The following is a 17,472-nucleotide window of genomic DNA, read 5'->3' on the forward strand; positions in this document are numbered from 1 at the left end:
GGCCGTCCGTTTCGCTCACCGGTCCACCCCGCCCATCACCGGGTCGATGCTGGCCACCGCGGCGATCACGTCGGCGATAAGTGAGCCTTCGCTCATCGCCGCGACCGCCTGCAGGTTGGTGAACGACGGGTCCCGGTAGTGCACCCGGTAGGGCCGGGTTCCGCCGTCGCTGACCATGTGCACCCCCAGCTCGCCGCGCGGCGACTCGACCGAGACGAACACCTGGCCGGGCGGCACCCACAGATCCTCGGTAACCCGCTTGAAGTGGTGGATCAGCCCCTCCATCGAGTGGCCCATGATCCAGCCGATGTGCTCGCGCGAGTTACCCTGCCCGTCCGGGCCGATCGTCAGGTCACCCGGCCAGGCGATCTTGCGGTCTTCGATCATGACGGGTTCGCCGTGCGACTTGACCAGCTTTTCCACACACTGCTCGACGATTTTCAGGGACTCCTTGATCTCGGCGATGCGGATCAGGTAGCGGCCGTAGGCATCACAGCCGTCATCGGTGATCACATCGAACTCGTAGTCCTGGTAGCCGCAGTAGGGCTCTTCCCGGCGGACGTCATACGGCAGGCCGGTGGACCGCAGGATCGGGCCGGTGATGCCCAGCGCCATGCAGCCGGTCAGATCCAGGTAGCCCACACCCTTCGTGCGGGCCTTCCAGATGTAGTTGTCGGTGAGCAGATCCTCGATGTCCTTGAGCCGCTTGGGCATCAGCTTGAGGAAGTCGCGAATCTGGCCGATCGCCTCGTCGGGCAGGTCCACCGAGACCCCGCCGGGCCGGATGTACTGATGGTTCATCCGCAGCCCGGTGATGGTCTCGAAGATGTCGAGCACCAGTTCGCGTTCCCGGAAGCCGAACAGCATCACCGACAGCGCGCCGAGCTCCATGCCGCCGGTGGCAAGCGCGACCAGATGCGAGGAGATCCGGTTGAGTTCCATCATCAGCACTCGGATCTGGCTGACCCGCGGCGGGATCTCGTTGGTGACGTCGAGCAGCTTCTCCACGCCGAGGCAGTAGGCGACCTCGTTGAAGAACGGCGACAGGTAGTCCATCCGGGTCACGAACGTGACTCCCTGGGTCCAGTAACGGCTCTCCAGGTTCTTCTCGATACCGGTGTGCAGATAGCCGATGCCGCAACGGGCTTCGGTCACCGTCTCGCCGTCGAGTTCGAGGATCAGCCGCAGCACACCGTGCGTCGACGGATGCTGGGGACCCATGTTGACGACGATGCGTTCGCCGGGGTCGGCGGCCCTGGCCGCTTCGACCACCTGGTCCCATTCCTGACCGCCGACGTTCAGGACGGTCCGTGGTGTCTCGGTGCTCATCAGTTGTAGGCCCTCCGCTCGTCCGGCGGCGGTATCTGCGCGCCCTTGTACTCGACCGGGATGCCGCCCAGCGGGTAGTCCTTGCGCTGCGGGTGGCCGTGCCAGTCGTCGGGCATCTCGATCCGGGTCAGCGCGGGGTGGCCGTCGAAGAGGATCCCGAAGAAGTCATAGGTCTCGCGCTCGTGCCAGTCGGTGGTGGGATAAACCCCGTACAGCGACGGGATGTGCGGATCGGCATCCGGCGCAGCGACTTCCAGCCGGATCCGCCGTCCGTGCGTGATGGACCGCAGCGGGTAGACGGCGTGCAGCTCACGGTCGGTGTCGGTGGGGTAGTGCACGCCGGAGACCCCGAGGCTCAGTTCGAAGCGCAGGTCTGGTTCGTCGCGCAGCAGCTGGGCGACCGCCGGCAACTGGGCCCGATGGACATACAGCGTCAGCTCGCTGCGGTAGACCACCACTTTCTCGACGGCATCGGCGAATTCGATCCCTTCGCGCTGCAGCGCCGCGGTGAGGGTGTCCACGACTTCGTCGAAGTAGCCGCCGTAGGGCCGCGGTGTCTCACCCGCTAGCGCGGCCTCGCTCACCAGGCCTCCGTACCCGGACGTGTCGCCGGGCCTGCCGGCGCCGAACAGGCCGCGACGGACCTTGATCACATCCTCGGAGCCGGCCTGGTTTTCACCGTCGGCAGTGCCCTGGCTCACCGCAGCAACCCCCTCATCTGCCAGGTGGACGGTGCCGACAGGGCCGCCTCCTCGGTGGCGGTGATCACCTGCTCCCGGTTGGCGCCCAGCGGCATATCGCGAATCTTCTCGTGCAGCTTGAGGATTGCGTACATCAGCATCTCCGGCCGCGGCGGGCAGCCGGGCAGGTAGATGTCGACCGGGACGACATGATCCACCCCCTGCACGATCGCGTAGTTGTTGAACATCCCGCCCGAGGAAGCGCACACGCCCATCGACAGCACCCACTTCGGCTCGACCATCTGGTCGTAGATCTGCCGCAGCACCGGTGCCATCTTCTGGCTGACGCGGCCGGCCACGATCATCAGATCGGCCTGGCGCGGCGAAGCCCGGAACACCTCCATGCCGAACCGGGAGATGTCGTAGTCGGGCGCCATCGACGACATCATCTCGATCGCGCAACACGCCAGGCCGAAGGTCGCCGGCCACAGCGAGCCCTTGCGGAAATAACCGGCGAGGTCCTCCACGGTGGACAGCAGGAGACCGCTCGGTAGCTGTTCTTCTAATCCCATCGGTAAGCCCGCCTACTCCGAATCAATCCCAATTGAGGCCGCCGCGCCGCCAGACGTAGGCATACGCGACGAAGACGACGGCGGCGAACAGCAACATCTCGATCAGGGCGAACACCCCGAGGCCGTCGAAGGCGACCGCCCAGGGGTAGAGGAAAACGATCTCGATGTCGAAGACGATGAACAACATCGCGGTCAGGTAGTACTTCACCGGGAAGCGCTGCCCGGGCGGGGCATGCGGTCCGCTGACCGGCTGGTCGGTGGGCTCGATGCCGCACTCGTAGGCTTCCAGCTTCGCCCTGTTGTAGCGCGAGGGACCGGCCAGCGCCCCGGCGACCACGGAAAACACGGCAAAACCGGCGGCGAGGGCGGCGAGCGCGAGGATCGGCAGATACTGGTTCATGCTCAGTGACGTGGTTCCCTTCCGGGCGTCGATTGTGAGTTCAGGCACAGCCTAACCCGCGGCAACCGGGAGGTCGCCGAGAATACGAAATTGCCGGTAACTGTGACCGGCATCACCCCTTCAGCGCCCAACGGCCACAGGGCAATTCGCTTCTGCTGCCCTAACCCGGTGATTCAGCGAGGCTCGACGGAGGAGAGGCGAAGCTGGGATCGCCGCATGAACCCGGTGATTCAGCGAGGCTCGACGGAGGAGAGGCGAAGCCGGGACCGCCGCATCAGCCCGGGGTTGGTGTGCGCAACAGCCCCAGCACCGCGCGGCTCAGCGCCATCGGGTCCACCGGGTGCGGCAGCGCCCCGTCGGCGTGGGACCACCTTGCCAGCCACACGTCGTCGGCGCGGCCGGTCAACACCACGATCGGCGGGCACGGCGTGAGCTCATCCTTGAGCTGTTTGCAGATGCCCATGCCGCCCGCCGGGGTGGCCTCCCCGTCCAGGATGGCGAGGTCGATGCCGCCGGCATCCATCTGCCGGATCACCACCGGTTCCGTCGCGACTTCGACATAGCTCAGCTCCGGCAGATCCGGGTGCAGGTGCTTGCCCAACGCGGTCATGACACGCGCGCGGGTCGCGGCGTCGTCACTGTAGACCAGGATCCGCAGCGCTTGGGAGGAAGACGTGGAGTCAGACACGTTGGGAATGCTACTGCGCTATCGCGCCGCGAGAGCGGGTTTGGCCGACGACCGCCGAAGTGACTGTCGCGCAGTGACTCTAACGCTCAACGATCATAGCCGGGGTGGTCGATCGAGAGCCGGTGGCGTACCAAGGCGTAAAGGCACGTCTCGACCGCATCGGGTCGGTCGTCGAGGTCACCGGCCCGGATGGCGGCGGCCAGGGCGGCCTCGTCGGTGAAACCCAGTCCGGTCAGGGCCTGCTGTGCGGCGCCGTCGGCGACATCGCGCAACTCCCGTTCGACGATGCGCAGCGCGTTGGCGGCGACCCGGGCGTGGAAATTGACCTGGCCGTCGGTGGGCCTGCGGCCGTCGCGGTTCACAAACGCCGTGTCGAGGAACTCGGCGACCGCGGCGACGAGCTCGGCGGCGCTCGGCCGCCGGCCGGTCGCGCCCGGTGCTGACGGCCCGGAATCCGCAACCGGCGCCGCGGACCGGGGATCGCCGGGCGTCCCGTCGAGCTGCCGCAGCAGATCCCATTCGGTTTCGGAGACCCGCCGGCCGATGGTCGCCAGCTCCACCGAGCGGGTCTGCCCGCTCAGGTGCCGTTCGGCCTGGTAACGGCAGATGATTCCCCACCGCAGCGTGCCCAGCACCAACCACCAGTCGAACCGCCGGCGATCCACCGCCGTGCCGGAGGCCTGCTGGTAGGCGGTCAGGAACGCCTCGATGCCGCCCAGCCCGCCGGCGGCACGCTCGGGCGGGGCGCCGAAGCGCCAGGCCCGCTGGCAGAACCAGGCCAGGTCCTCACAGCCGTCGCCGAGATGCACCAGCTCCCAGTCCAGCACCGCCGCCAGCTCGGCGCCGTCGACGATCAGGTTGCCCATCCGGAAGTCGCCGTGCACCAGCTGTGGCTGCCCGGGCGGCGGACGGTGGGCGGCCAGCCACCGAAACGCCCACTCGAAGACGGCGGTGGTGTCGCCCATGGCGTCCAGCTGATCGCGGCAGGCGGCGAGCTGATCCTCGTCGCTCAGGGCGATCCCGGCCGGCTCGGCGCGGTGGATGGCGGCCAGCGCCTGCGCGCATTGCCGCAACAAGGCCTCGCGTCCGGTGTCATCGAGCTGCCGGTCGATGCGTCGAACCACCGTCTCGCCGTCGATCTCATCGCAGATCAGGAATGGATTACCCAGCGCCGCTGGAGAATTGTCGGCGATCAGAATGGTCGGGACCGGGGCCCCGGCGGTGCGCGCGGCGCGTTGGGCGTGCGCTTCCAGCTCCATGCTGGCGTGGATCTCATCGGGTGGGCCGGTCCGCAGGATCAGCGCGCGGCGCCCCGAGTCGCCGACGGCGTCGAACGCCCACGTGGTCCGGCTGGCCCCTCCGGTCAGCGCCCGCAGGCCCTCGACGGTGACCGGGCCCAGCACCGGCGTGAGCACAGCCGAAAGCCGTTCGGCCAGTTGATCGGCGGTCATCGGCGACGGTCGAATCCGAACAGTCGCTGCGCGACCCGGCGGATCTGGATCTCCTCGGCGCCCTCGGTGATCCGGTAACGCCGGTGATGCCGGTACATGTGCTCGAAGGGCTCGTGGCGGGTGTAGCCGATCCCGCCGAAGGTCTGGATGGCGCGGTCGGCGGCCTCGCACACCAACCGGTTGGCCCGATAGTTGGCCATCGACACCTTGTCGGAGACCTCCAGGTGGTGGTCGCGGTCCAGGTGCCACGCCGCGTAGTTCACCAGCAGCCGGACCATCTGGGCCTCGGTCTGCAACTCGGCCAGCGGCCACTGGACGGCCTGGTTGACCGAGAGTGGTTTGCCGAACACCACGCGCTTGGTCGCGTATTCGGCAGCCCGGTCGATGCAGTACTGGGCGGCGCCCAGGCTGGAGGCGGCCTGGCGGATCCGGTTCTCGTGCAGGAAGGTCTGGGCGACCTCCAGGCCGCGGTCCACCTCGCCGAGCACCGCGTCGTCGGGTACCCGAACGTCGGTGAGTTCGACCTCGCCGTGATCGCTGGGCATGTTGAACGTCCACCAGTAGAACGGGACCCTGAATCCCGGCGTGTCGGTGGGAACCAGGAAGGCGGTGATGCCGCGTGCCGAGCCGGCCTCACCCGAGGTGCGCGCGAAGATCAGGTCGTGGGTGGCGCGGTGCACGCCGGTGTTGAACCGTTTGGCGCCGTTGATCACCCAACCGCCGGCGGCGGGTTCGGCGCGGGTCTCCAGCCAGGTCGCGTCCGAGCCGTGGTCCGGTTCGGTCAAGCCGAACGCCATCGACCGCTCACCGGTGATCAGGGCCTCCGACCAGTCCCGGCGCTGCTCGTCGGTGCCGAACCGCTCCATCATGATGACCTGCGGAAAGTTCCCGACGATCGAGGACTCGTCCTGCAGGTCGTTGTGCAAACCGAGCCCTTTGTGGGCCAGGTGCTCCCGGATCACCGCCATGTCGACGTTGCTGCCGTCCCGGCCGCCCAGCGACGACGGCAGCGCGTAGCGCAGCCAGCCGGCGGCGTCGGCGCGGCGGCGCATCTCGGCCAGGAGATCCTCCCAGTCCCGGTTCGGGACGCCGCCGTTCTCCACGTCGGTGCGGGCGAACTCCCGCCGGTGGTCGAAGTACTGCATGTTCTCGGCCTGCAGCGGCGCGATCTCGCGCTCGATGAAGTCGTCCATTTCGGCGAGCAGCGCCGGAAGGTGTTCGGGCAATGTGAAATCCATGGCAAGTCCTCCGTGTTCAGCAGCCGTACAGGGTCTTCCTCCAGATCGTCGACAGCGTCGCGATGGCGTCGTTGTCGCTGATTCGCCAGCCCGGTCCGGACGGACCGACGAAGACGACGGTGAAGTTCTCGAACAGCAGCGCGATCGCCGCGGCGATGTGGTCGGGGTCGAGGTCACGGCCGTGCCCCTGTTGCTGGGCGCGCCGAACCGATGCGGCGACGATCTCCATGCCGAACCGACGGAATTCGTTCTGCAGCAACACGAACCGTTGGTTGGTGGCCGCGAGCTGGGCGACGGCGATCATGACGCCGATGTTCTGCTTGAACATCGACCAGTAGGCGCCGACCACGGACGTGAAGAACTCGGTGTCCTGCGGGGAGTCCGGCAACCGCATCTTCAGCCCGGAAGGCTCCACCACGTCGGACAGGAATGACTCCGCCAGCGCCGCCAGCAGATCCTCCTTGTCCTGGAAGTACCGGTAGAGCACCGCTGTGGACTTGCCGGCCGCCGAGGTGATGTCGGCCAGGGTAGTGCCGTGAAAGCCGCGCTCTGCGAACAGCTCCCGGGCGGCTTGCTCGATTGCCTGGCGCGTCTGGCGGCCCTTGGAGCTGAGCTCACGCTGGCTGGACATCGTGATGGTCAGTTCCGTTTCCGGTCGCCGGCTGCCAGCAGCGCGCTGGGTAGCCCGTGACCGACGACCGAGCTGGCCACGGCCGCCGCGGCGATGGCGGCGTCGAGGTCGATGCCGGTGTCGACCCCGCAGTCGCCCAGCAGGTAGACCAGATCCTCGGTGGCGATGTTGCCGGTGGCGCCAGGCGCGAACGGGCAGCCCCCCAGTCCGCCGGCCGAGGCGTCGAGACGGGTGATACCCGCCTGAACCGCAGCGTAGGCGCAGGCCAGACCGGCGCCGCGGGTGTTGTGGAAGTGCGCCCCCAGCGGTGTGTCGCCGATGATGTCTCGCACCGCGGCGATCAGGTCGGTGACCCGCCGCGGGGTGGCGGTGCCGATGGTGTCGGCGATCGCCAGCCGGTCGATGCCGGCCGCGGCCGCCGATTCGGCGACGTCGGTGACGCGCTGCATCGGCGTCGGCCCATCGAACGGGCAGTCCCACGCGGTGGCGATGATGATCTCGACCGAGCCACCGGCGTCATGGGCGATGCCGGCGATGTCGCCGATCGCCGCAACGGCGTCGGCGGTCGGGCGGCCCACGTTGGCCGAACTGAACGAATCCGAGGCGCACACAACGTACTCGATCGAGGTCAGGCCGGCTGCCACCGCCCGGGCGGCGCCTCCCGGACTGGCGACCAGTGCGGAGAACTCCAGGTCGGGATAGCGCCACAGTTCGGCGGCGAGTTCGGCGGCATCGGCCAGTGCGGGGACCTTGGTGGGGGAGACGAACGAGGTCACCTCGACCTCGCGCACGCCGGTGGCAGCGATCGCGGAGAGCAGTTCGAGCTTGGCGCGCAACGGGATCGGTTGCTCGATCTGCAGGCCGTCACGCAGTGCCACCTCGCGGATCGCGACTTTGTCGGGTATCACAGCACCCCCTCGGCGCGCAGGGCCTCCAGTTCGGCGGCGGTCTTGCCCAGCAGCCCGGCGTAGACCTCGTCGTTGTGTTGTCCGGGCCGCGCCGAGCCGGCGTTGCGGATTGCGCCCGGGGTCTCCGAGAGCACCGGGACGATCCCGGGACCCAGCACCGTGCGTTCGGCGCCTTCGTCCCAGTGCTCGGCGAACATGCCGCGGGCCCGCAGCTGCGGGTCGTTGACCACCTCGGCGACGGTGTTGATCGGCCCGGAGATCACCCCGGCATCGCTCAGCGTCGCGATGATGTCGTCGGGCTTACGTTGGGCGGCCCATTCGCCGATGATCGCGTCCAGCTCGTCCTGGTTGCGGCCGCGGGCCACGTGGTCGGCGAACTGCGGGTCGCTCGCCAGTTCGGCCCGGCCCATCGCCTGACACAGCCGGGCGAACACGCTGTCCTGATTGGCGGCGATCACCACCCAGCTGCCGTCGCTCGCCTGGTAGATGTTCGACGGTGCGATGCCTTCCAGGCGGGTGCCCGACGGTCCGCGCACCACACCGCCGACATCGTAGTCGGGGATGGTGGATTCCTGGATGGCCAAGCAGGATTCGGTCAGGGCGACATCGACCACCTGGCCGTCGCCGGTGACCGTGCGCCGGTAGAGGGCGGCGAGTGCGCCCTGGGCGGCGAACATGCCGGCCAGGCTGTCGCCCAGGGAGAGCGCCAGCCGCGGCGGGGGGCCGCCCGGGAAGCCGTTCATGTGCCGCAGCCCGCTGGCCGCCTCGGCGACCGAGGCGTAACCGGCCTTGTGGGCGTCCGGCCCGGTCTGTCCGTAGCCGGAGACCCGCACCAGGATGATGCCGTTGTTGCGTTGGCGCAGCACCTCGAACCCCAGGCCCCAGCGTTCCAGCGTGCCCGCGCGGAAGTTCTCCACGATGATGTCGCACTGCTCGACGAGTTCCAGAAACAGCTCGCGCCCGCGGTCGGTGCGCAGGTCCAGCGTGACGGCCTTCTTGTTGCGGGCGTGCACGGTCCAGAAGAAGTGGTGCCCGTCGTGTTCGGCCTGCCCCCAGGTGCGCAGCGGGTCGGGTTTGCCGGGCAGCTCGACCTTGATGACCTCGGCACCCATGTCGCCGAGCAGGCGTCCGGCGAACGGGCCGGAGATCAGCGTGCCGAGCTCGATGACCCGGATGCCGTCGAGCGCGCCCGCGGGGGGTGTCATACCGACGAGCCTACGAAATCATGCCGGGCCAGCCAATCGGTGACGATGGCCACCGCCTGACGCAGCGCCGGCCGCTGATCCGGGCCGGCGTAATAGTGGTTGGCCCCGGGGATTTCGTGGATCTCCTTGTCCGGGTGGCCGATGGCCTCGAACAGCCGGCGGGTGTGGCTGGGGGTGCAGGCGTCGTCGGCGGAGTTCCCGATCACCAGGGCCGGCACCGCGATGTCGTGGCCGCAGTCCACGCCATCACCGTTGGCGTCGTCGTAGCTCCACTGCGACAGCCAGCTACGTAGCGTGCAGAAGCGCGCCAAGCCGACCGGGCTCATGTTCACCACCCGGGGGTCCCCCAGATAGCAGCTGCCGGGAGTGCGCTCGTTGGGGTCCACCGTCGGATCCAGCCAGCGCGGGTCGGCCATCGTGCCGTGCACGACGAACGAGAACTCGGCTGTGTCTGCAGCGGGCTGACCGCTGCTCTTGAGCTCCGCGAGTTTCGCCTTGACCCAGGCGGTGATCCGGCGATTCCGGTCGATCTGTGCGGCCCGGTAGCGGTCGAGAAACTCCTCGGTGTACGGCGGCTGGTTGGGATTGTCCGGGTTGTAGAGGTCCAGCTCCGGGTCCCGCTGGGTCGGATCGGACTCGTCGAGGATCGAGGCGTCCAGCCATTCGGTCATGGTGCCGTGCCGGCTGATGTGGGCGGCCAGCAGCATGATCCCGTCGGCGGGGATCAGCCCGAGCTTGGTCAGGTCGGGCCCGTCGCCCGAGGGGCTGGCGGTCACCGTCGGATGCTGCGCCTGCTGCTGATAGAACAGCGACAGCGAACCGCCGCCGCTCCAGCCGGCCAGCACCACCTTGGAATAGCCGAGCCGGTTTTTGGCGTCTTTGAGGCATTCCCCGAGGTCTTCGACCACCTTCTCCATCAGCAGGGCGGAGTCGGTGCCGCGGAATCGACTGTTGCAGTAGATGACGTGGTGCCCGGCGCGCGCCAGCGCGTTGACCATCGGCAGGTAGGCGCCGCCGCCGATCGGGTGCATGAACACCACCACGGTGTCGCTCGGGGAGTCCTTCGGCCGCAGCAGGTAGCTCTCGAGCACCACCAGCTCCGCGACGCCACCGTAGACGTCGCGGACACCGGAATTATTCTGGTAGGCAATGAGATAGGGGATGCGGTCGTAGTCGTGCTTGGCGGTCATGCGTGCTGTCCTAGGTCGGCGGCGAGAACTTCCGGCGCGGGGATGAGGCGGCGGCGGGTGTCGATGGCGATCACCTGCCAATCGACGCGCTGGTAGTCGTCGAACTTGCGGCGGGCGCGTTCGCGGGCCTTCTCTGGGGCGCCGTGGTGCACACCCTGCGGGGCGTGGCTGATCAGGCCCGGCGGCATCGGAATCCCATAGAGCGATCCGCCGTGGAAGAAGGCGATCTCGTCGTAGTCGACGTTGCGGTGATACCAGGGGGTGCGCTCGGTGCCCGGTACGCCTTCGGCGGGCTTGGGCAGGAAGTTCATCACGTACACCCCGGTGGCCTGCATGAACAGGTGCACCGTCGGGGGGAGGTGCAAGCTGTCGGAGGTGACGACGTTGTAGTCGGCGATGTTGAAGGTGAACGCGAAATTGTCGCCGCGCCACCCTTCCACATCGATCGGATTGTGTTGGTAGTACAGCGTTGTCGGACCACCCTCATGGACCAGCCGGATTTCATACTCGTCGCGTCCATCTCGGAAGGGGTCGGGGTCGATGGGGGCAGGTTCGGGGATGACCGCCTGCGACGGGTCGAACGGGAAGTGCCGGCCGAGCGGGCCCGGCGGCGGCACCCGCAACTCGTCGGTGGCCTGGATCATCAGCAGTGTGGTCTCGGCGGCGGGCAACTGGCGCCAGGTGGTCGCCTTGGGCAGATACACCCAATCGCCCTCGCGGTAATCCAACGGACCGAACTCGGTCTCCAGCCGTCCGGAGCCGGTGTGGACGAAGCACAGCAGATCGCCGTCGACGTAGCGGACGTGAAACGGCATCTCGGCGGAGCGCCGGGACAGCGAGATGGCGCAGTCGTCGTTGTGGAACAACCGCAGCGGCTGGCCCGCCGGGTCGGCGGCGTCGGACGGTTCGAGCTGGGCGGCCAGCACGTCGATCGGCCGCAGCGGACCCTCGGCCCGGTAGGCGGTCGGATCATGACGCCGGTACATGTTGGCGGTGCGGCCGGTGAACCCGCCGCGGCCCAGTTCGTCGTCTTTCAGCCCGTCCAGGTCAGCGTGAACGCGCTTGGGCGTGACGCCTTTGCGCAGGTGAACAAAGGATTCCATCGGCGGCCCCCAGACCAGTCACTCAAAAGTAAAAGCAACATTACTTTTTGTTCTGCGCCGAGGCAAGGGGCGCCTTGATGCCGCGAGCAGTCGCGTAAGCCCCATATCCGCACCGAATTGGGGGCTTATGTTGGGGGCACCTCCCGCTTGCGGGGGACTGTTCGGCGGGGGAGGGGCGACTTCCGCGGACTCAGCGGCCGACGAACTCCGCGGTGCTGCGGGACAGAAACGCCTGCACCCCGATGGCGGCGTCCTCGCTGGCGAACAACTTCTGGACTCCCGGCACCAAGTCGGCCTCGGCCGCGGCGTCGCCGTCGCGCACCGCCTGGCGGGCGCTGCGCAGGGTGGCTTGCACGCCCAGCGGGGCCTGTCGGGCGATGGTCTGGGCGATCTCGACGGCGCGGCTCACCTGCTCGCCGTCGGGTACAACCTCCTGGACGATGCCAATGCGATGGGCTTCTCGGGCGTCGAAGGTGTCGGCAGTCAGGATCCACCGCATGGCGTTGCCCCATCCCGCTGCTCGCGGGAATCGGATGGTGGCGCCGCCGAACGGGTATATGCCCCGGGCGATTTCCAGTTGCGCGAAGGTGGCCGACTCGGCCGCGACGGCGATGTCGCCGGCGAGCATGAGCTCGATGCCGAGCGTGAGCACCTTGCCGTGGACGGCGGTGACGAGCGGCTTGGACAGCTGCCGGCCGTCGACCTGCCAGGGATTGATGCCGCCGTCGGGAACGTAGGAGACGTTGTTGGCGATGTCGCCGGCCACATTGGCCAGGTCCAGGCCGGCCGTGAACATCGGTCCCTCGCCGTAGAGCACGGCGGCCCGCAGGCCGGCATCCGCGTCGAATTCCCCATAGGCGGCGGACAGTTCGCGCAGCATGACGGCGTCGAACGCGTTGCGCTTGTCGGGGCGGTCGAGGCCGATGATGAACACATGGCCGTCGCGGCGGGTCGTCAACGTCTCATAACTCACGACAATGTCCTCCTTTAGAGCCGGATGCCGGAATGTGCAGCCGGCCTTCGCGTGCTGCGATGGCATCGATCATGCTGCGGCACTGGTCTTCCCGGCTGGCGTCCGCGGAGATTGCGTGCACCTCGTCGAACTGCGAGAGATCCTGCTCGGCTTGTCGGCAGGCCTCGGGTTTGCGCGACGAGACATACACCCGAACTCCGGCGCGGAGGTAACCCTCAGCGATCATGTAGCCGATTCCGCTGGTGCCGCCGGTGACCAGGGCCGTCTTGCCGGCCACGGAAAACAGTTCTGGGAACACGCGTCCTCCTGCTCGGATATCGGCTAGACTAGATCGTCTAGACCAGATCGTCAAGAGTAGAGGGATTCGATGGCAGCCGCGGCAAAAGCCCTGCCCCACAAGGAGCGACTGCTCCGCCAGGGGATGAGGTCGTTTTATGCCTCCGGATTTCACGGCACCACCGTCGACGCCATCTTGGCGGCGTCCGGGGTGCCGAAGGGCTCCTTCTACCATCACTTCGGGTCCAAGGATGCGTTCGGCTTAGCCGTGCTGGACCGCTATATGCAGATCCAGTTGGACGCGCTGGCCAAATGGGCCGAAGACGAAACCCGCAGCACCACCGACAAACTCACCGGCTACTTCGCTGAACTCACTGCCGGGTTCGTCCGGTCCGGCTTCCAGCGGGCGTGTCTGGCCGGCAAGTTCTCCACCGAGCTGGCGGCTGATTCCGCACCTTTTCGCGACCGCCTCACCGTCGCACTGTCCGGCTGGCACCGCGCGCTGAGCGAGCTGATGCAGGCCGGTCAGAAGCGCGGCGACGTGCGCGACGACCGCTCCGCCGAGGAGCTTTCGCACGCCGTGCTGGCCCTCATCCAGGGCGCCTTCGTCATTGCGCTATCCGCCCGCGACACCCGGGCGCTCGACGCCGTCAATGCCAGCTTCGGGCCGTTGATTCGGCCGCCGATGAGCAATCAACAGGGGATGACGTAGCCGGGGTCGGTGGTTGCGTCCAGCCACTTGCCGTAGGCGTTCCCGCCAGCAGCGCGCACGGCGCTGCCCACCTGCGCCTGGGTTGCCGGCCGGGGCGAACACCGCGGGAGGTGCCGTAAGTCCCCAAATCCACGCGGAATTGGGGGCTTACGTGTCTGCTCAGCGCAGGCAGGTTACTTCAGTTCGGAGGAACTCAAGCCCAGCAGGCGACGGGCCACCACCAGCAGCTGGATCTGCTGGGTGCCCTCGAAGATGTCGAGGATCTTCGAGTCGCGGCTCCACTTCTCCAGCAGCGTCTGCTCGGAGTAGCCCACGGTGCCGGCCAGCTCGACGACCTTCAAGGTGATCTCGGTAGCCATCCGGCCGGCCTTGGCCTTGGCCATCGACGCCTCTTTGGAGTTCGGGATCGAGTTGTCGGCCTGCCAGGCCGCCCGCAGCGTCAGCAGGTTGGCCGACTCCCAGTCGGCCTCCATCCGCAAGAACTCCGCGGCGGCGGCGTGCTGCACGTGGGCGGGCTTGTCGTAGTCGATCTCCACCCCGGCCTTGGTCAGGATGTTGCGCAGCTCCTCCAGCGCGGCACGGGCCACCCCGACGGCCATCGCGGCCACCACCGGTCGGGTGTTGTCGAAGGTCTCCATCACACCGGAGAAGCTCTTCTCGGTGTTGATCTCCGGGCTGCCGAGCAGGTTTCCGGCCGGAATCCGGGCGTTGTCGAACCGGATCACCGCGGTGTCGGAACCCTTGATGCCGAGCTTGTGCTCGAGGCGCTCGACGATGACGCCGGGGTGCTCACGCGGCACGACGAACGACTTGATCGCCGCCCGGCCCTGACTTTTGTCCAGCGTCGCCCACACCACGATGTGGCTGGCCCGGGATCCGGCGGTCACGAAGATCTTCTCGCCGTTGAGCACGTACTCGTCACCGTCCAGCTTGGCCGTGGTCGTCACCGCCGCCGAGTCCGAGCCGAAGCTGGGTTCGGTGATCGCCATCGCCGCCCACACCTTGCCGAGCCGCGTGAGCTGCTCGTCGGTGGCCACTCCGGAGATCGCCGCATTGCCCAGGCCCTGGTAGGGGATGGACAGCATCAACGCGACGTCGCCCCAGCTCATCTCCAGCACCTGCAGCAGCGCCGCCATGTTGGCGCCGTTGCGGTTGCCGGCCGCCTCATCGCCGCTGCGGAAAGCCTCGGTGGCGCTGGCCATCCCGGAGTTGTCCACCGAGGAGACGCCGTCGAACAGTGTTTCCAGGGTGTCCAGCTCCACCGGGTAGGCGTGCTCGGCCAGGTCGTATTTGCGCGAGATCGGGCGCAGCATTTCTGCGGCGCCGGCGTGCGTCAGCTCGACGATAGCCTGCAACTTCTTGGGGAGTTCCAAATTGATTGCCATGACAAGTCTTTCGGGTCGGTAGTCGACGAATGGAGGGTGGGCTAGATGACCAGGACGCCTTCGGCGACGCCGAGCGCGCGCAGGTCGCGGTACCAGCGTTCGACCGGGTGCTCCTTGGTGTAGCCGTGGCCGCCGAGCAGCTGCACGCCGTCGGAGCCGATCTGCATGCCCTTGTCGGCGGCGATCTGCTTGGCCAGCGCGGCCTCCCGGATGAACGGCAGCCCCTGTTCGGCACGGGCGGCGCCGCGCCAGGTGATCAGCCGCAGCCCGTCGAGTTCAATGGCGATGTCGGCGCACATGAACGCCACCGACTGACGGCGGGCGATGGGCTCACCGAACGCCTCGCGCTCCTTGATGTAGGGCATCACGTAGTCGAGCACCGCGTGGCTGGTGCCGACCGCCAGCGCCGCCCAACCCAACCGCGACAGCGCGATCGCCTCTGAGTAGTCCTGCGCGTACTCGGCCTCGGCTCGGTCCTCGTCGCCCAGCCGGGCGCTCAGCGGTACCGACACGTTCTTCAGCTCGATCTGGCCCAGCGCGGCGGCCCGCACACCCATGCTCGGGTCGGGCTTGACGCTCAGGCCGTTGGCGGACGACTCCACCAGGAACAGTGCCGGCTTGCCGTTGAGCTGGGCGCCGATGATGAACAACTCGGCGTTGGCGGCCGCCGGCACCAGGGACTTGACGCCGTCGAGCCGGTAGCCGCTGGGGGTGCGCACCGCCGTCGTCTTCAACGCGGTGGGGTCGAACAACGGCTGCGGCTCGGCGATTGCCACACAGGCCTGCGGCACGTTCTCACCGGCGAACTCCGGCAGGTAGGTGGCCTGCTGGCTGGCGCTGCCCCAATGGGTCAATGCCGCGGCTACGCCGCCCGGCGCCAGGATCGGCAGCGCCAAACCCATGTCGCCGTAAGCCAGCGCTTCGGCGACCAGCACATTGGTGACCGCAGAACGGTGCGCGGCGATGCCGTCGAAGTCCTCCGGGATGTTGATCGCGGTGATGCCCAGTTCGGCGGCCTTGCCGATCAGCTCACGCGGGTAGTCGACGGCCTCGTCGGCGTCGTGGGCGGCCGGGCGCAGGATCTCGGCGGCGAACTCGCCGACCGTGTCGACGATCATCTGCTGCTCGTCGTCGGGAGTCAGATCGAAGTAGTCGGCGCCGCTGGCCTTGAGCCGCACCGGCGATTTGCCCAAGTTCTGCACCGCCTTGAACTGGCGGGTGGCCGCGCCGGCCGTCGAGAACACCGCCCTGACGCCGTAGTTCAGGCTGCGGTTGAGCGGGTCGCGCAGGTTGTGCCGGTCCAGGAACGACTGGCTGACCAGCGGAGTGACCAGGGCCAGGGCGGCGGCGATCGGGGTGCGCTTCGGCTTGTTCAGTCCGATGGCACTCGATCGTCCGGACCGCTTGTTCTTCGAGCCGGGCGCGGCGGATGCAGTGTCAGTCATGTCAGAGCCTCACTGAAAAAGGAAGAATCGATAAGGCCACCTTACTCCGAAGTAAGATGACTCAACAGTAAGGTGTGACGAAGTCCTCAGCGGCCCGGCGGCGCGCAGGCTATTCGGGGGTCAAGGCGGCCAGCACCTGCGCGTGCAGGCCGGGGTTGGCCGCCACGGCGCAGTTGCCGTGCGGGCCCGCATTGCCCGACAGGTCGGTGAACACCCCACCCGCCTCGCGCACCAGGATGTCGACGGCGGCCAAATCCCACACCGACACCGCCGGTTCGACGGCGACGTCCACAGCCCCCTCGGCGACCAGGCAATACGCCCAAAAATCGCCGTAGGAGCGGGTCCGCCACACCGACTCGGTCAGACCCAGGAACTGCTCGCGCAGGCCGCGGCCCGCCCACAGGTTCAGCCCCGCGAACGTCAGGCTCGCCGAGTCCACATCGGCGACCGAAGACACCGACAGCCGTCGTTGCGGGCCGCCGGCCACCGACCCGAATGCGCCCTGCCCGCTGGTCGCCCACCAGCGCCGGTGCAGCGCCGGAGCGCTGACGACCCCCAGGATCGGCACGCCGTCGTCAAGCAGCGCGATCAGGGTGGCCCAGACCGGGACCCCGCGTACGAAGTTCTTGGTGCCGTCGATCGGGTCGATGATCCATTGGCGGCCGGTGAACGAAGCGCTGCCGCCGAACTCCTCGCCGAGGATCTCGTCGTCGGGGCGCTCGGTGGCCAGCACCTCGCGCAGCGCCGTCTCGGCCGCTTGATCGGCATCGGTGACCGGGGTGAGGTCCGGCTTGGTGTCGACGCGAAGGTCGAGCGCGCCGAATCGCGCCAGGGTGATCGCATCCGCCCGGTCGGCCAGCTCCTGGGCCAGGGTCAGGTCGTCGTGGAGACGGGGGTCGAGATTGTCGTTGATCTGCGCCATGGCGAAAGTCCTACCATGAGCTGATGTGGGAGATCTGGGCGCTGCTGTTGCTGCTGGCGATCTTGGCGGTGTTCGTGGCACCGCGGTTCTTCCGGCCGGGGCCCGGCAGCGGAGCGCAACAGGGCACCTTGCTGATCACCGGCGTCAGCCCCCGGCCCGACGCCCTCGGGACGCAGTACGTCACGATCACCGGCGTCATCACCGGACCCACGGTGGCTGAGCACGAGGTCTACCAGCGCCGCGCGGTCGACGTCGACAACTGGCCGACGGTGGGCGAGCTGCTGCCCGTGGTGTACTCGCCGCGCAATCCCGATAACTGGAATCTGACCGAACCGGCCGGCTGATTCCGGCGAGTCGCCGTGGC

Annotated in this window: 19 protein-coding genes; 2 read left to right on the top strand and 17 right to left on the bottom strand. The window is 68.0% G+C overall.

Annotated features, from left to right (window positions below; translation table 11 throughout):
• Positions 1–15 precede the first annotated feature (15 nt).
• The 14 genes from nuoD to AWC24_RS14530 form a co-directional block, all read right to left on the bottom strand.
• Positions 16–1,329, bottom strand: coding sequence for an NADH dehydrogenase (quinone) subunit D (gene nuoD / locus AWC24_RS14465; protein WP_085086044.1), 1,314 nt, complete (start codon positions 1,327–1,329; stop codon positions 16–18).
• Positions 1,329–2,030: an NADH-quinone oxidoreductase subunit C gene (locus AWC24_RS14470; RefSeq protein WP_085086046.1), complete on the bottom strand. Its 702-nt coding sequence runs from the start codon at positions 2,028–2,030 to the stop codon at positions 1,329–1,331. Before AWC24_RS14470 ends, nuoD begins: the two co-directional genes overlap by 1 nt.
• Entirely contained in the window at positions 2,027–2,581 is a 555-nt protein-coding gene (locus AWC24_RS14475) for a NuoB/complex I 20 kDa subunit family protein (protein ID WP_013829789.1), read from the bottom strand. The genes AWC24_RS14470 and AWC24_RS14475 overlap by 4 nt, the downstream gene beginning before the upstream one ends.
• Before the next feature lie 22 nt (positions 2,582–2,603).
• A complete protein-coding gene (locus AWC24_RS14480) occupies positions 2,604–2,981 on the bottom strand; it encodes an NADH-quinone oxidoreductase subunit A (protein WP_085086048.1) in 378 nt (125 codons plus the stop codon).
• Between the two features lie 274 nt (positions 2,982–3,255).
• The gene (locus AWC24_RS14485; RefSeq protein WP_085086050.1) at positions 3,256–3,669 is read right to left on the bottom strand and encodes an Rv3143 family two-component system response regulator; all 414 of its coding nucleotides are present in this window, start codon (positions 3,667–3,669) and stop codon (positions 3,256–3,258) included.
• Positions 3,670–3,755: 86 nt separating this feature from the next.
• Entirely contained in the window at positions 3,756–5,120 is a 1,365-nt protein-coding gene (locus AWC24_RS14490; protein ID WP_085086052.1) for a phosphotransferase family protein, read from the bottom strand.
• Complete coding sequence (locus AWC24_RS14495; protein ID WP_085086054.1) at positions 5,117–6,358, bottom strand: acyl-CoA dehydrogenase family protein; 1,242 nt, start codon at positions 6,356–6,358, stop codon at positions 5,117–5,119. Before AWC24_RS14495 ends, AWC24_RS14490 begins: the two co-directional genes overlap by 4 nt.
• 16 nt (positions 6,359–6,374) lie before the next feature.
• Positions 6,375–6,989, bottom strand: coding sequence for a TetR/AcrR family transcriptional regulator (locus AWC24_RS14500; RefSeq protein WP_085086056.1), 615 nt, complete (start codon positions 6,987–6,989; stop codon positions 6,375–6,377).
• An 8-nt stretch (positions 6,990–6,997) separates the two neighbouring features.
• Positions 6,998–7,897 carry a hydroxymethylglutaryl-CoA lyase gene (locus AWC24_RS14505; protein ID WP_085086059.1) on the bottom strand — a complete coding sequence of 300 codons (900 nt, stop codon included), beginning with the start codon at positions 7,895–7,897 and terminating at the stop codon, positions 6,998–7,000.
• The gene (locus AWC24_RS14510; protein ID WP_085086061.1) at positions 7,894–9,102 is read right to left on the bottom strand and encodes a CaiB/BaiF CoA transferase family protein; all 1,209 of its coding nucleotides are present in this window, start codon (positions 9,100–9,102) and stop codon (positions 7,894–7,896) included. Before AWC24_RS14510 ends, AWC24_RS14505 begins: the two co-directional genes overlap by 4 nt.
• The gene (locus AWC24_RS14515) at positions 9,099–10,292 is read right to left on the bottom strand and encodes an alpha/beta hydrolase family protein (protein WP_085086063.1); all 1,194 of its coding nucleotides are present in this window, start codon (positions 10,290–10,292) and stop codon (positions 9,099–9,101) included. Before AWC24_RS14515 ends, AWC24_RS14510 begins: the two co-directional genes overlap by 4 nt.
• Positions 10,289–11,395, bottom strand: coding sequence for a homogentisate 1,2-dioxygenase (locus tag AWC24_RS14520; RefSeq protein WP_085086065.1), 1,107 nt, complete (start codon positions 11,393–11,395; stop codon positions 10,289–10,291). The genes AWC24_RS14515 and AWC24_RS14520 overlap by 4 nt, the downstream gene beginning before the upstream one ends.
• A 190-nt stretch (positions 11,396–11,585) precedes the next feature.
• Positions 11,586–12,368 (bottom strand): crotonase/enoyl-CoA hydratase family protein, encoded by a 783-nt coding sequence (locus AWC24_RS14525; RefSeq protein ID WP_085086067.1) that lies wholly within the window; start codon positions 12,366–12,368, stop codon positions 11,586–11,588.
• Complete coding sequence (locus tag AWC24_RS14530) at positions 12,358–12,666, bottom strand: SDR family NAD(P)-dependent oxidoreductase (protein ID WP_234807383.1); 309 nt, start codon at positions 12,664–12,666, stop codon at positions 12,358–12,360. Before AWC24_RS14530 ends, AWC24_RS14525 begins: the two co-directional genes overlap by 11 nt.
• A gap of 69 nt (positions 12,667–12,735) precedes the next feature.
• On the opposite strand from AWC24_RS14530, the gene AWC24_RS14535 reads away from it, so the two are divergent.
• A complete protein-coding gene (locus AWC24_RS14535) occupies positions 12,736–13,356 on the top strand; it encodes a TetR/AcrR family transcriptional regulator (RefSeq protein ID WP_085086070.1) in 621 nt (206 codons plus the stop codon).
• 173 nt (positions 13,357–13,529) lie between these two features.
• On the opposite strand, the gene AWC24_RS14540 is transcribed toward AWC24_RS14535, so the two are convergent.
• The 3 genes from AWC24_RS14540 to hisN form a co-directional block, all read right to left on the bottom strand.
• Positions 13,530–14,741, bottom strand: a complete 1,212-nt coding sequence (locus tag AWC24_RS14540; RefSeq protein ID WP_085086072.1) for an acyl-CoA dehydrogenase family protein — start codon at positions 14,739–14,741, stop codon at positions 13,530–13,532.
• 41 nt (positions 14,742–14,782) lie between these two features.
• Positions 14,783–16,186: an acyl-CoA dehydrogenase family protein gene (locus AWC24_RS14545; RefSeq protein WP_085086074.1), complete on the bottom strand. Its 1,404-nt coding sequence runs from the start codon at positions 16,184–16,186 to the stop codon at positions 14,783–14,785.
• Between the two features lie 109 nt (positions 16,187–16,295).
• Positions 16,296–17,108, bottom strand: a complete 813-nt coding sequence (gene hisN / locus AWC24_RS14550) for a histidinol-phosphatase (RefSeq protein ID WP_085086076.1) — start codon at positions 17,106–17,108, stop codon at positions 16,296–16,298.
• Positions 17,109–17,131: 23 nt separating this feature from the next.
• Between hisN and AWC24_RS14555 the strand changes: the two genes are divergently transcribed.
• Positions 17,132–17,452 (top strand): hypothetical protein, encoded by a 321-nt coding sequence (locus AWC24_RS14555; RefSeq protein ID WP_085086078.1) that lies wholly within the window; start codon positions 17,132–17,134, stop codon positions 17,450–17,452.
• Positions 17,453–17,472 lie beyond the last annotated feature (20 nt).

Source organism: Mycolicibacter senuensis (genome assembly GCF_002101885.1).
Taxonomy (GTDB): domain Bacteria; phylum Actinomycetota; class Actinomycetes; order Mycobacteriales; family Mycobacteriaceae; genus Mycobacterium; species Mycobacterium senuense.

Bases quoted from the DNA above. Each gene is read 5' to 3' on its own strand.
- AWC24_RS14495 (WP_085086054.1), bottom strand. From the start codon at position 6,358: ATGGATTTCACATTGCCCGAACACCTTCCGGCGCTGCTCGCCGAAATG.
- AWC24_RS14500 (WP_085086056.1), bottom strand. From the start codon at position 6,989: ATGTCCAGCCAGCGTGAGCTCAGCTCCAAGGGCCGCCAGACGCGCCAG.
- AWC24_RS14515 (WP_085086063.1), bottom strand. From the start codon at position 10,292: ATGACCGCCAAGCACGACTACGACCGCATCCCCTATCTCATTGCCTAC.
- AWC24_RS14510 (WP_085086061.1), bottom strand. From the start codon at position 9,102: ATGACACCCCCCGCGGGCGCGCTCGACGGCATCCGGGTCATCGAGCTC.
- nuoD (WP_085086044.1), bottom strand. From the start codon at position 1,329: ATGAGCACCGAGACACCACGGACCGTCCTGAACGTCGGCGGTCAGGAA.
- AWC24_RS14480 (WP_085086048.1), bottom strand. From the start codon at position 2,981: ATGAACCAGTATCTGCCGATCCTCGCGCTCGCCGCCCTCGCCGCCGGT.
- AWC24_RS14555 (WP_085086078.1), top strand. From the start codon at position 17,132: ATGTGGGAGATCTGGGCGCTGCTGTTGCTGCTGGCGATCTTGGCGGTG.
- AWC24_RS14490 (WP_085086052.1), bottom strand. From the start codon at position 5,120: ATGACCGCCGATCAACTGGCCGAACGGCTTTCGGCTGTGCTCACGCCG.
- hisN (WP_085086076.1), bottom strand. From the start codon at position 17,108: ATGGCGCAGATCAACGACAATCTCGACCCCCGTCTCCACGACGACCTG.
- AWC24_RS14475 (WP_013829789.1), bottom strand. From the start codon at position 2,581: ATGGGATTAGAAGAACAGCTACCGAGCGGTCTCCTGCTGTCCACCGTG.
- AWC24_RS14545 (WP_085086074.1), bottom strand. From the start codon at position 16,186: ATGACTGACACTGCATCCGCCGCGCCCGGCTCGAAGAACAAGCGGTCC.
- AWC24_RS14535 (WP_085086070.1), top strand. From the start codon at position 12,736: ATGGCAGCCGCGGCAAAAGCCCTGCCCCACAAGGAGCGACTGCTCCGC.
- AWC24_RS14520 (WP_085086065.1), bottom strand. From the start codon at position 11,395: ATGGAATCCTTTGTTCACCTGCGCAAAGGCGTCACGCCCAAGCGCGTT.
- AWC24_RS14540 (WP_085086072.1), bottom strand. From the start codon at position 14,741: ATGGCAATCAATTTGGAACTCCCCAAGAAGTTGCAGGCTATCGTCGAG.